The sequence below is a fragment of the Streptomyces sp. CG 926 genome, from assembly GCF_003148825.1.
In the GTDB taxonomy this organism is placed as follows: domain Bacteria; phylum Actinomycetota; class Actinomycetes; order Streptomycetales; family Streptomycetaceae; genus Streptomyces.
The window spans coordinates 417,518-429,152 of record NZ_QGGZ01000008.1; the positions used below are offsets into that span (position 1 = coordinate 417,518).

General features: G+C 71.4%; 13 protein-coding genes. 8 read left to right on the forward strand and 5 right to left on the reverse strand.

Annotated elements, in window-relative coordinates; genetic code table 11:
- Positions 1-78 precede the first annotated feature (78 nt).
- Positions 79-1,002 (reverse strand): RNA polymerase sigma-70 factor, encoded by a 924-nt coding sequence (locus tag BCL76_RS23320; protein WP_109781351.1) that lies wholly within the window; start codon positions 1,000-1,002, stop codon positions 79-81.
- A gap of 75 nt (positions 1,003-1,077) precedes the next feature.
- A complete protein-coding gene (locus BCL76_RS23325; RefSeq protein WP_109781352.1) occupies positions 1,078-1,551 on the reverse strand; it encodes a carboxymuconolactone decarboxylase family protein in 474 nt (157 codons plus the stop codon).
- A 75-nt stretch (positions 1,552-1,626) separates the two neighbouring features.
- Here BCL76_RS23325 and BCL76_RS39885 point away from each other — a divergent pair, with 75 nt between their 5' ends.
- From BCL76_RS39885 to BCL76_RS23340, 3 genes are all read left to right on the forward strand, one after another.
- Complete coding sequence (locus BCL76_RS39885) at positions 1,627-1,920, forward strand: site-specific integrase (protein WP_146228416.1); 294 nt, start codon at positions 1,627-1,629, stop codon at positions 1,918-1,920.
- A 200-nt stretch (positions 1,921-2,120) separates the two neighbouring features.
- Entirely contained in the window at positions 2,121-3,008 is an 888-nt protein-coding gene (locus BCL76_RS23335) for an HAD family hydrolase (RefSeq protein ID WP_109781354.1), read from the forward strand.
- 131 nt (positions 3,009-3,139) lie between these two features.
- Positions 3,140-3,769 carry a 2'-5' RNA ligase family protein gene (locus BCL76_RS23340; protein ID WP_219933976.1) on the forward strand — a complete coding sequence of 210 codons (630 nt, stop codon included), beginning with the start codon at positions 3,140-3,142 and terminating at the stop codon, positions 3,767-3,769.
- Between the two features lie 72 nt (positions 3,770-3,841).
- On the opposite strand, the gene BCL76_RS38605 is transcribed toward BCL76_RS23340, so the two are convergent.
- A complete protein-coding gene (locus BCL76_RS38605; RefSeq protein WP_146228417.1) occupies positions 3,842-4,327 on the reverse strand; it encodes a hypothetical protein in 486 nt (161 codons plus the stop codon).
- The gene (locus tag BCL76_RS23345) at positions 4,327-4,734 is read right to left on the reverse strand and encodes a DUF6325 family protein (protein WP_033218774.1); all 408 of its coding nucleotides are present in this window, start codon (positions 4,732-4,734) and stop codon (positions 4,327-4,329) included. The genes BCL76_RS38605 and BCL76_RS23345 overlap by 1 nt, the downstream gene beginning before the upstream one ends.
- Before the next feature lie 106 nt (positions 4,735-4,840).
- Between BCL76_RS23345 and BCL76_RS23350 the strand changes: the two genes are divergently transcribed.
- Both BCL76_RS23350 and BCL76_RS23355 read left to right on the forward strand, forming a co-directional pair.
- Positions 4,841-6,211, forward strand: a complete 1,371-nt coding sequence (locus tag BCL76_RS23350) for an FtsW/RodA/SpoVE family cell cycle protein (protein WP_258309853.1) — start codon at positions 4,841-4,843, stop codon at positions 6,209-6,211.
- A complete protein-coding gene (locus BCL76_RS23355; RefSeq protein WP_109781356.1) occupies positions 6,208-7,668 on the forward strand; it encodes a penicillin-binding transpeptidase domain-containing protein in 1,461 nt (486 codons plus the stop codon). The genes BCL76_RS23350 and BCL76_RS23355 overlap by 4 nt, the downstream gene beginning before the upstream one ends.
- Positions 7,669-7,734: 66 nt before the next feature.
- Here the strand turns inward: BCL76_RS23355 and BCL76_RS23360 are convergent, their stop codons facing one another.
- Positions 7,735-8,844, reverse strand: coding sequence for a ferritin-like domain-containing protein (locus BCL76_RS23360; RefSeq protein ID WP_109781357.1), 1,110 nt, complete (start codon positions 8,842-8,844; stop codon positions 7,735-7,737).
- Positions 8,845-9,012: 168 nt separating this feature from the next.
- Here BCL76_RS23360 and BCL76_RS23365 point away from each other — a divergent pair, with 168 nt between their 5' ends.
- The 3 genes from BCL76_RS23365 to BCL76_RS23375 all read left to right on the forward strand — a co-directional run bounded on the left by BCL76_RS23365 (position 9,013) and on the right by BCL76_RS23375 (position 11,032).
- The gene (locus BCL76_RS23365; RefSeq protein WP_109781403.1) at positions 9,013-9,942 is read left to right on the forward strand and encodes an AurF N-oxygenase family protein; all 930 of its coding nucleotides are present in this window, start codon (positions 9,013-9,015) and stop codon (positions 9,940-9,942) included.
- Between the two features lie 93 nt (positions 9,943-10,035).
- Complete coding sequence (locus tag BCL76_RS23370; RefSeq protein ID WP_109781358.1) at positions 10,036-10,749, forward strand: TetR/AcrR family transcriptional regulator; 714 nt, start codon at positions 10,036-10,038, stop codon at positions 10,747-10,749.
- A 10-nt stretch (positions 10,750-10,759) separates the two neighbouring features.
- On the forward strand, positions 10,760-11,032 hold the full coding sequence (locus tag BCL76_RS23375) for a hypothetical protein (RefSeq protein WP_109781359.1): 273 nt from the start codon (positions 10,760-10,762) through the stop codon (positions 11,030-11,032).
- Positions 11,033-11,635: the final 603 nt, after the last annotated feature.

An 11,635-nucleotide genomic window follows, 5' to 3' on the forward strand; every position in this document is an offset into this window, starting at 1 on the left:
CCGGTATGACAAATCCCCCAACGGAGTCGGCCGGTCGCGCCCCCTCACCCGGTTGGGGGCGGGGCGACGACTCCGGAGTCACCTCGACGCGCGGCGGGCCTCACGGACCTCACGGTCGACGGCCCAGGCGTCGGCGACCGGGCCCAGGTGGGCGAGCTTGTCGGGGTTGACCACCGAGCGGATGGTGCTGATCCGCCCGTCGAGCACCTCGAAGGACATGATGTGGAGCACCTGGCCGTCCTGGTCGCGGACGATCGCGCCCGGCTCGCCGTTCACGTCGTGGGGCTCGGCGGTCACACCGATGCGCAGCAGCCAGGGGAAGAACGCGGCGAGCAGACGGGCCACGTTCTGCGCGCCGGTGATCGCCTTGGCCAGCTGCGGGGCCTTGCCGCCGCTGTCCCCGACCAGTTGGACGTCGCCGGCCAGCAGCCGCTGCAGCCCGGTGAGGTCGCCGTCCTTCAGCGCGTCCAGGAACCGCGTCGCCAGTTCCTGCCGCTCCTGGCCGTCCGCCCGGAACCTCGGCCGGCCGGCCTCCATGTGCCGCCGCGCCCGCACCAGCAGCTGCCGACAGGCGGCCTCGGACCGGCCCACCGCCTGGGCGACCTCGTCGAAGCCGAAGGCGAAGACCTCCCGCAGGACGAACACCGAGCGCTCCAGCGGGCTGAGCCGCTCCAGGAGCAGCAGCGCGGCCATGGACACCGAGTCCGCCAGCTCCACCGACCGGGCCGGGTCCTGGTAGGGATCGTTCAGCAGGGGCTCGGGGAACCACGGCCCGACGTACTCCTCGCGCCGCACCCGCGCGGAACGCAGTACGTCGATCGAGAGTCGGGTGACGGTCGTGGAGAGGAAGGCCTTGGGGGACGTGGGACTGGTCGGCGAGGCGTCGAAGCGCAGCCAGGCCTCCTGCACCGCGTCCTCGGCCTCGCTCACGCTGCCCAGGATCCGGTAGGCGATCGAGAACAGCAGTGACCGCAGATCCTCGAATTCCTCGACCTTGCTCATGTCGGCTTTCCTCCCCAGGTGACCGTTCATGATCGTCAGCGTGACGGCGGGGAATGGCAACCCCCGCCGGCCCCGTCAGTGCAACTGCCCGACCTCGTAGGTGCCGCCCGGCTGCTGGGTGATGACGTTGATCCGGTTCGCCAGGTTCATGAGGGCGATCAGCAGCACCAAGGCGTTGAGTTCGCCCTCGTCGTAGTGCTCGGCGGCACGTCCCCACACCTCGTCGCTCACCCCGCCGGCCCCGTCCGCGGTGCGGGTGCCCTCCTCCGCCAGTTCCAGCGCGGCACGCTCGGCCTCGGTGAAGACCGTGGCCTCGCGCCACGCCGCCACCAGATGCAGCCGCACCGGGGTCTCACCGGCGGCCGTGGCCTCCTTGGTGTGTATGTCGATGCAGACGGCGCAGGCGTTGATCTGGCTCACGCGCAGCGAGACCAGTTCCTGCGTCGCGGCCGGCAGCGCCGAGTCCTTGATCACCTTCCCGGCCGCCATGAGGTGCTTGAAGGCCTTGCCGGTGGTCGGGTCGGCGAAGAGGTTCAGTCGCGCGTCCATGGGGTGCTCCTCGGGGGTCGTCGTCGGCTACATCCCTGGGACGAGGTGGCCCGACCCCCTGTGACACGGGCGCGTGTGACCTACGTCTCCCGCTTCGCGGACTGCGCAAGGTCGGAGGAGGACACCCGGCCGCCGGCCGATCCGCTCGCCTTGCCGGAGGACATCGAGGACCTGGACGGCTGCACTCTGCACCGGCTCCGGCACTCCGCGCTCACCCACGACGCCGAGGGCGGCACGTCCACCCGGATGCTGCTCGCGCGTTCCCGGCACGCCTCCGTCCGCTCCCTGGAGCGGTACTCCCGTCCCGGCGTCGACGCGGTCGCGCGGCACGTCGCCGAGCGTGACCCCACTGCCCGCAGACGGCGTTGAACCGGGCACCGCGGCGGGCGCGCGTCATCGTCCCTGGCATGGGCCGGTCACCTGTCATGCAGTCGGCGATGGCGACAAGCTTTTCGGCGTCGGAGTGATGGTGCCGTGTATGTGCTTTGAAACCCTTCGAAGGTCGGACAAGGTCATTGGCTGAGTGTCCCCATCTGATGACGGTGTGACAGCCGTGCCGAGGAGTGCCCATGACCGAGAAGGTCCTCGCGAGCTGGAGAGACGGCTCGGCCAGGCAGGCGATCGTGGATTTCGTCCACGCGGCGACGGCGCCGGGGGCAGCGTTCGTCGATGTGGCCGATCGGATCGCCACGTTCGACAACGACGGCACGCTATGGGTCGAGCAGCCACTGCCACCGCAGTTCGACTTCGTCTTCCGCACGTGGGCGCAGGAGGTGAAGGCCGACCCCGCGCTCGCGGCGCAGCAGCCGTACAAGGCGCTCATCGAGAAGGACCCGGAGTTCTTCAAGGGCCTGGCGGCGCAGGACCCCAAGGTGGTGGAGACCTTGCTGGAGGGGTTCACCCGCTCGTGGGCCGGCACGACACCTGAGGAGTTCGACGCGCAGGTACGCGAGTGGATGACGACGGTGAAGCATCCGAAGCTCGGTGTCCCGTACGTGGAGCTGGTCTACCGCCCGATGCTGGAGCTCTTCGACCTCCTGCACACGAACGGCTTCCGGGTTTTCGTGTGCTCCGGCGGGGGCCGCGACTTCATGCGCGTGCTCGCCGAGCAGACCTGGGGGATCCCCAAGGAGAACGTCATCGGTACGGCGGCCGCGTACACCTACGCCGACGGGAAGCTCGTCCGCTCCCACGAGCTCCTGGGCAGCCTGGACCTGGGCGCGGGCAAGCCCGAGCACATCTTCGCCCACACCGGCCGGCTGCCCCTCTTCGCGGGCGGCAACGCCGACGTGGACATCGAGATGCTCCAGAGCGCGCGGTTCGCGCTGCTCGTCAACCACGACGACGAACAGCGCGAATTTTCCTACACCACCGGTGCCGAGGCGTCGCTCGCGAAGGCCAAGGAGCTCGGCTGGACGGTCGTGAGCATGAAGAACGACTGGGGCACCGTGTTCTGACCGGCAGGCCGCGAGCGTGACCTGCCCGTCGACGTGCTCGTCGACCGGAGAGCGGACGCTCCCACAGTCCAAGTCGCCCCATCAACCAGCCCGCCGTGTCCGTCCCTTGTGGAGTCCGAATGAACGACCTCATGGCAGTCGACGTCCTGCTCAATCCGGACGAGAGTATGATCGCGCTCGCGAAGCAGGTCAACGCGCGCATGCTCACCAGCGTCCCCGCACCGACGGGATTCGCTCTCGACGAGCACCACCAGCCGCACATCACCGCGCTGCAGCGCTACGTGCGAACCGCCGCTCTGGACCAGGTCTACGCGGCGATCGACGACGTGGTCGCCTCCCTGGACCTGTCGACCCTGAAGCTGACCACCCACCGCATCGCCCACATGGAAGTGCAGCCGTCGATCGGGCTGGCCGCGATCGTCGTCACACCCGGGCCCGAGGTCATCGACTTCCAGGCGCGTCTCATCGACGCACTGCGGCCGTACACCGGCAGCGGCGGCACCGCGGACGCCTACGTCCGCACCGACGCCGAACCGGACATCAACGCCGCCACTCTCACCTACATCGAGAACTACGTCCCCGACCACAGCGGTGAGAACTACCTCCCCCACGTCACCGTCGGCCTGGCCACCCTCAGTGACTTGAAGACCGTCGAAGCCGAGCCGCCCGCCCCGCAGGCCTTCTCCGTGAGCGGCGTCAGCATCTACCAGCTCGGCAACAACGGCACCGCCGCCAAACCACTCAGGAGCTGGGGCATGTAGCGCGACGGTCCACGGCCAGGCCTCCGTTCACGCGGGGGTCGCCACCGTCCGTGGCCGGGCGGTGGACCTCCCTCAGCCCCGCAGCAGGCGGGCCTTGGCCGTCGTGAACTCCTGGGGGGTCAGCAGGCCCTCGCGGGCGAGGCCGGCCAGCTGGGTGAGCTCCGCGACCAGGCCGGCCGGGGCCGGGTGGTCCGGGCCGACCGCCGCCACCGCCGGCTCCGGCCCTGTCGGCCGGCCGGGCTCGGGCGGCCACCCGTCCGACGGTTCGGTCCGCGCCCCGGTCCGCGCCCCGGTCCGCGCCCCGGTCCGCGCCCCGGTCCGCGCCCCGGCCGGCGCCCCGGCCGGCGGTCCGGACCGCTCCACCGCGCTTGATGTCGCCGAGCCCGACGTGTCCGGGCCCGACCTGTCCGGGCCCGACGTCTCCGGGCCCTGCGGCCCCACCGAGCCCGCCGTCGCCTCCGCCGCGCCCGACGCCCGCGCCAGCAGGCCCCGTAGCAGCGGGTGTCCCGGCGGGCGGTTCGCCGCGTGGACCGTTACTCCCATCGGGCGGATGAACATCAGGCCACCCCCGCCCGTGGGTCCGCCGGCACCCGGTCCGGCGGGATGCGGACCGAGCCCACGATCCGGCCGCCCGCCGCCCGTACGGCGATCGCCGCGTCCTCGGCCCACAGGTGTTCGACCACGAGCAGCAGCGCGCAGCTGCCGCGTTCCAGCAGCCCCGCCGCCTCCTGGATGTCCTCCGGCCCGATCAGCCGCGCCACGTCCCGGCCGGTCAGCAGGCCGTTCAGCTCCACGAACTCGTCGAACTCGGCCGCCAGGACATCCCCCGACGCCGTCCTCGTCGCCACGATCCCGTCGATCAGCCGGACCACCCCGGTCTTGCGCAGCCCCATCACGGCCTCGACCGCCGGAGCCCGCAGCTGCTCCTCCGGGAAGGCGAGGACGATGAATTCCACAGGTCCCATGCGCCTCGGCTCCTCACTTTCGACACTTCCGACCGTTTTTGACGACTCTTCGGCACACTATGACATAAGCGGACATATCATCCGTCTGCTTGCTACGTTTCGGTCTATGACCGCTCTGACGGCGAAGGTGACGGAGCCCGCCCCGCCCCCGCCCCCCGGCGCCGGTGCCCCCAAACGGCGCGGCGTCGAGCTGACGCTCCTCGCCGGAGCCGTCCTGATCTCCGTACTCGGTCACCTCTACGTCGGCCTCGCGACCACCGGCCACCTCCCCGGCCCCGCCGCCCGCTACGCCACCGGCCTGTGCGTCGCCGCCCTGCTCGCACACCTCGCCGTCCGCCTGCGGGCCCCGTACGCCGATCCCCTCCTGCTCCCCATCGCCGTCCTCCTCAACGGCCTGGGCCTGGTCCTCATCCAGCGCCTCGACGTGACGACCCCCGGCCATCTCACCGCCGGCGACCAACTCCTCTGGTCGGCCCTGGGCGTGGCGCTGTTCGTACTGGTCGTCGCGCTGCTCGGCGACCACCGGGTGCTCCAGCGCTACGCCTACCTCTCCGTCGCCGTGGCCCTCGTCCTGATGCTGGTCCCCGTCTTCTTCCCGGCGGTCAACGGCGCGCACATCTGGATCCGGTTCGCCGGGCTCTCCTTCCAGCCGGGGGAGTTCGCCAAGATCCTGCTCGCGGTCTTCTTCGCCGCCTACCTCGCCGCGAACCGCACCGCGCTCGCCCTCACCGGGCGCCGGCTGTTCTGGAAGCTCCGGCTCCTGCCCGGCCGCGTCCTCGGCCCGATCCTCGCGATCTGGCTGCTCAGCGTCGGCGTCCTGGTCCTGGAGCGGGACCTGGGCACCTCGCTGCTGTTCTTCGGCCTGTTCGTGATCATGCTGTTCACCGCCACCGGGCGGATCGGCTGGATCGCGATCGGGCTGCTGCTCGCCGCCCTCGGCGCGTACGCCGTCGGGACCTTCGAACCGCACGTGCACAGCCGGGTGGACGACTGGCTGAATCCTTTCGCCTCCATCGAGCGCGGCGAGGGCCCCGGCCAGCTCGCCCAGTCCCTCTTCGCCTTCGGCGCCGGTGGTCTCCTCGGCGCCGGGCTCGGCCACGGCCAGTCCTTCCTCATCGGCTTCGCCGCCAAGTCGGACTTCATCCTCGCCACCGCCGGCGAGGAGCTCGGCCTCGTCGGCCTCGCCGCGATCCTGCTCCTCTACGGGCTCCTCGTCGCCCGGGGCTTCCGCGCCGGGCTCGCGCTGCGCGACCCCTTCGGGCGGCTCCTCGCCACCGGGCTCGCCTCGATCGTCGCCCTCCAGGTCTTCGTCATCGCGGGGGGTGTCACCGGCCTGATCCCGCTCACCGGCATGGCCATGCCCTTCCTCGCCCAGGGCGGCTCCTCCGTCGTCACCAACTGGATCATCGTCGCGCTGCTGGTCCGGCTCAGCGACAGCGCCCGCAGACCCCGCCCCGCGAAGGAGCCGGCCGAGTGATCCGCTACATCCGCTGGTGCGCGTACTTCTGCGCCCTCCTGCTGGTCGCCCTGCTGGTCAACATCGCCCGTGTGCAGGTCTGGGAGTCCGCCGCCTACGGCGCGAACCCGGCCAACAAGCGCCCCGCCATCGAGCGCTACGCCGAACCCCGCGGGGACATCCTGGTCGACGGCCGCCCCGTCACCGGCTCCCGCGACAGCGGCCAACTACTGCGCTACGAACGCACGTACACGAACGGCCCGCTCTACGCGCCCGTCACCGGCTTCTCCTCCCAGACCTACGGGACCAGCTTCGTCGAGCGCGCCGAGGACCCGATCCTGTCGGGCACCGACCCGGGACTCTCGGCCTTCCCGCTCTGGTACGAACTGGCCCGCGGCCGTCCCGCCGGCGGGAACGCCGCCACCACCGTCCGCGCCGGCATGCAGCGGGCCGCGTACGCCGGACTCGCCGGCAAGCGCGGCGCGGTGGCCGCCGTCGAGCCGGCCACCGGGAAGATCCTCGCGCTGGTCAGCAGCCCCTCGTACGACCCGTCCGTGCTCTCCGGTACGGGTGCGAAGGTCAAGGAGGCCTGGACCGCCCTGAACGCGGACCCCGCCCGGCCGATGCTCAACCGGGCCCTGCGCGAGACGTACCCGCCCGGCTCCACCTTCAAGATCGTGACGGCGGCGGCCGCCCTCGACGCGGGCGTGGTCACCGATGTGGACGCGCCGACCCGGACCCCTGACCCCTACCCGCTGCCCGGGACCAGCACCCTGTTGCCGAACGCGGGCACCGGCTGCGAGGACGCCTCGATGGCGGAGGCGGTGCAGTGGTCCTGCAACACGGTGATGGCGAAGATCGGGGTGCAGGTCGGGCTGCGCGCCATGGTGGAGGCGGCGCGGCGCTTCGGCTTCAACACCGAGGGGCTACGGGTGCCCTCGTGGGTGTCCCGGTCCAACTTCGACACCGACATGAGCCAGGACCAGCTGGCCCTTTCCTCGATCGGGCAGTTCAACACCAAGGCGACACCGCTGCAGATGGCCATGGTCGCGGCGGCCGTGGCGAACGGCGGCGAGCTCAAGTACCCCTACCTGGTGGACGGGACGACCCAGGACGACGGCTCCCAGGTCCGGCGCGGCGACCGGCGCAGCCTGGGCCGGGCGATGAACCCGGCCACCGCGCTGCGGATGCAGGAGCTGATGGTCAAGGTGGTGGAGGACGGCACCGGAAAGAACGCCGCGATCCCGGGCGCCGTGGTCGGAGGCAAGACGGGCACCGCGCAGCACGGGGTCGGCAACGCGGGGACCCCGTACGCCTGGTTCATCTCCTGGGCCAGGGCCGAGGGCACGCCCCTGCCGCAGGTGGCGGTCGCGGTGGTGGTCGAGGACGCCTCCGCCGACCGGGGTGACATCAGCGGCAACGGCGCGGCGGCCCCGATCGCGCGGGCGGTGATGGAAGCGGCGCTGGCCACCGGCTGACACCCGCCGAGGCCGGGGCCGAAGCCGGGGCCGAAGCCGAAGCCGGGGCCGTCGACCGGGCGGCGTCTACGGGGCGTCGGCCCCCTCGGCGATGGCGGACTCGACCTCCGCCACCCGCGCCGACTCCTCGGCCGCGAACCGCTCGCGGTCCAGGGCCTCGGCGATCTCCTCGTCCTGGCTCATCAGCAGGTCCAGGTTCGAGTCGCCCATGTCGAAGACGCCGAGGTCCAGGTAGGCGCGCTGCAGCCGCTCGCCCCACAGCCCGATGTCCTTCACGCACGGCACGATCCTGCTGAACAGCAGCTTGCGGAACAGGTGCAGGAACTCCGACTGCTCGCTGAGCAGCGTCGCCTCCGCGGCCCCGATGCCGAAGTTCTCCAGCACCTCCACCCCGAGCAGCCGGTCCCGCATCAGGTAGCAGCCCTCGATCACGAACTCCTCGCGCTCGCGCAGCTCGGCGTCGGTGAGCTGTTTGTAGTAGTCGCGCAGCGCCATCCGCCCGAAGGCCACGTGCCGGGCCTCGTCCTGCATCACGTACGCCAGGAGCTGCTTCGGCAGCGGCTTGGTGGTCGTGTCGCGGATCATGCCGAAGGCGGCCAGGGCCAGCCCCTCGATGAGCACCTGCATGCCCAGGTACGGCATGTCCCAGCGGGAGTCGCGCAGGGTGTCGCCCAGCAGCCCCTGGAGACTGTCGTTGATCGGGTACAGCATCCCGACCTTCTCGTGCAGGAAGCGCCCGAAGATCTCGGCGTGCCGGGCCTCGTCCATGGTCTGCGTGGCGGAGTAGAACTTCGCGTCCAGGTCCGGCACCGACTCCACGATGCGCGCCGCGCACACCATCGCGCCCTGCTCGCCGTGCAGGAACTGGCTGAAGTTCCAGGAGGCGTAGTGCCGGCGCAGCTCGCCCTTGTCCTTCGCGGTGAGCTTGGCCCAGTGCCGCGTCCCGTACAGCGGCAGGGCCTCCTCGGGAGTGCCCAGCGGATCGTAGGGGTCCACCTCGATGTCCCAGTCGATGCGCTTGCCGCCGTCCCACTGCTTGTCCTTGCCCTTCTGGTAGAGCGCCAGCAGCCGCTCGCGGCCGTCGGCGTACTCCCAGCTGAAGCGGGCGGAGCCGGCGGCGGGGACCTGCCAGACCGGCTCGCCCGGATTCTCGGTGTAGAGCTCATGCGTCGACACTGACGCCCCCTCGTCTCACGTACTGCCGTGTGGGACCGGACAGTTGGCAGCGTCACACGTTGGTAGACACGGGGTCAACAAGTCGTGCGCGAGGGATTGACGACCTTGCTGACAGGCAGTCTCATAAGAGGAGACAGCCGGTAACTCGACGACGAGGTGTCCGAACCCATGACCACCGTGACCGAACGAGCCGCGCTCCAGGACGCCCTCGGCCTGCTCAAGGACCGTGAGCAGATAGCCGAGCGACTGCTCGAATCCTCGGCCAAGCACTCCTTCGACCCCGACAAGGAACTCGACTGGGACTCACCCCCCATCGAGGGCAAGTACTACTGGCCGCCGGAACTGCTCTCCCTCTACGACACCCCGCTGTGGAAGAAGATGGGGGAGGAGCAGCGCATCGACCTCTCCCGCCACGAGGCGGCGGCGCTCGGCTCGCTCGGCATCTGGTTCGAGATCATCCTCATGCAGCTCATGGTCCGGCACATCTACGACAAGTCCCTGACCAGCAATCACGTCCGCTACGCGCTTACCGAGATCGCCGACGAGTGCCGCCACTCGATGATGTTCGCCCGCATGATCCAGAAGGCCGGCGCCCCCGAGTACCCCGTCTCCCGCCTCAACCACAACCTCGCGCGGATCCTGAAGACCGTCTCGACGACCCCCGGATCCTTCGCCTGCACCCTCCTCGGCGAGGAGATCCTCGACTGGATGCAGCGCCTGACCTTCCCGGACGAGCGCGTCCAACCGCTGGTCCGCGGCGTCACCCGGATCCACGTCATCGAAGAGGCCCGACACGTCCGGTACGCCCGCGAGGAACTGCGCCGCCAGATGCTGACGGCCCCGCGCTGGGAGCAGGAACTCACCCGGATCAGCTGCGGCGAGGCCGCCCGCGTCTTCTCACTGGCCTTCGTCAACCCGGCCGTCTACGACAACGTCGGCCTCGACCGCCGCGAGGCCGTCGCCCAGGTGAAGGCGAGCGGCCACCGCCGCGAGGTCATGCAGAGCGGCGCGAAGCGGCTCACCGACTTCCTCGACGACATCGGCGTGCTGCGCGGCGTCGGCCGCAAGCTCTGGCAGAGCTCGGGGCTGCTGGCCTAGGCCGCTTCGGGCCGGCCCGGTGGTCGACCGCGGGATCCTGCCCGATCGCCGGGACACCCACCCGGCGGACGTACGCGGGGCTACCCTGCGGACATGACCGTACGCGCGTACCGCAGGCTGAGCGTCGAGGAGCGGCGAGCCCAACTCCTCGACGCCGCCCTTTCGCTGTTCGCGCACCGGGCACCGGAGGAGGTCTCGCTCGACGACGTCGCCGAAGCCGCCGGCGTGTCCCGCCCGCTCGTCTACCGCTACTTCCCGGGCGGCAAGCAGCAGCTCTACGAGGCCGCCCTCCGCTCGGCCGCCGACGTCCTCGAACTGTGCTTCGCCGAACCCCAGCAGGGCCCCCTGACCCGGCGCCTGTCCCGCGCCCTGGACCGCTACCTCGCCTTCGTCGACGAGCACGACGCCGGTTTCGCGGCCCTCCTCCAGGGCGGCAGCGTCGTCGAGACCTCCCGCACGACCGCGACGGTCGACGGCATCCGGCGGTCGGCGGCCGAGCAGATCCTCTTCCACCTGGGCGTCCCGACCCCCGGCCCCCGGCTGCGCATGATGGTCCGTACGTGGATCACCGCCGTCGAGGCCGCCTCCCTCATCTGGATCGACGAGGGCAAGCAGCCCGAGGTCGAGCACCTGCGGGACTGGCTGCTGGACCAGTTCATCGCCCTGCTGACCGCCACCGCCGCCACGGACCCGGAAACGGCCGCGGCCGCCCGGGCCGCCCTCGCGCTGGAATCGCCGGACGGCCCGGTCGGTGTGCTGGCCCGCCGCGTCGTCCCGGTGGTGTCCGAGGCCGCCCACCTGCTGTGACACTGGTGGGGTGAGAAGCCAACCGACCCCGTTCGAGGGCGGCCCGATGGACGGCCGGGTCCTTCCCGTCCTCCTCGGCCCGACCGGACACCCCCCGAAGTGGTACGAGATCCCCGTCCCGACGCCGGACGGCGGCCCGCCCACGGTCCTGCTGTACGAACGTGTCCCAGCGGGGTACTCCAAGCGGCTCGGCCTGCAGAAGGGATGGAAGTACGACTTCCGCCCCACGGGCACCAAGCCGAAGCCCCGCTGGCCTTGGACCAAGACCCCGCGCCAACCCTGAGCCGGGGGCGAGGAGGCTCCGGCCGGGGTCGGTCGGGTGCGTCGGGCCGGTTCCGGCCGGGGCCGGGCGCGCGCCGCGGTGTCTCCTCGGGCGCCGAACGTGACGCAGGGTCGGCAAGCGCGGCGGCAGTGCGTTCGGCGCCCTGCGGGGACACCCCGCCCCACACCCGCCCCCGCCCTCCACCCACTCCCACGCCGGACGAGCCACCGGGCCCCACCTCCGACACCGGCGGTGCACGAGGATCCGGTCCCGGAACGTGTCATGGGGCTCCCGCAGGGCGCCCAGGGCCGAGGTGCTGAGGTCGGGGGCGCCCCCCGCAGGGCGGCCCTGGGGCCGGGTGCAGGGAGGTCCGGGCCTGGGGACGTGTCGTGGCGCTCCCCGCAGAGCGGCTCTGGGGTCGGGTGCAGGGAGGTCCGGGCATGGGGACGTGTCGCGGCGCTCCCCGCAGGGTGCCCTTGGGTCGGGGGTGCTGAGGTCGGGGCCGGGTGTGTGTCGGGGCGCTCCCCGCAGGGCGCCGAACACACTGCCGCCCGACGTTCCGACCCCTCGTCACGTTCGGCGCCCGAGGAGACGCCCCGGCGCGCGCCCGGCCCCGGCGGAACC

Excerpts from the sequence above, each read along its gene's own strand:
- BCL76_RS23340 (WP_219933976.1), top strand. The coding sequence starts at position 3,140 with ATGGCAGTCGACGTCCTGCTCAATCCGGACGAGAGTATGATCGCGCTC.
- BCL76_RS23335 (WP_109781354.1), top strand. The coding sequence starts at position 2,121 with ATGACCGAGAAGGTCCTCGCGAGCTGGAGAGACGGCTCGGCCAGGCAG.
- BCL76_RS38605 (WP_146228417.1), bottom strand. The coding sequence starts at position 4,327 with ATGTTCATCCGCCCGATGGGAGTAACGGTCCACGCGGCGAACCGCCCG.
- BCL76_RS23365 (WP_109781403.1), top strand. The coding sequence starts at position 9,013 with ATGACCACCGTGACCGAACGAGCCGCGCTCCAGGACGCCCTCGGCCTG.
- BCL76_RS23345 (WP_033218774.1), bottom strand. The coding sequence starts at position 4,734 with ATGGGACCTGTGGAATTCATCGTCCTCGCCTTCCCGGAGGAGCAGCTG.
- BCL76_RS23325 (WP_109781352.1), bottom strand. The coding sequence starts at position 1,551 with ATGGACGCGCGACTGAACCTCTTCGCCGACCCGACCACCGGCAAGGCC.
- BCL76_RS23320 (WP_109781351.1), bottom strand. The coding sequence starts at position 1,002 with ATGAGCAAGGTCGAGGAATTCGAGGATCTGCGGTCACTGCTGTTCTCG.
- BCL76_RS23350 (WP_258309853.1), top strand. The coding sequence starts at position 4,841 with ATGACCGCTCTGACGGCGAAGGTGACGGAGCCCGCCCCGCCCCCGCCC.
- BCL76_RS23370 (WP_109781358.1), top strand. The coding sequence starts at position 10,036 with ATGACCGTACGCGCGTACCGCAGGCTGAGCGTCGAGGAGCGGCGAGCC.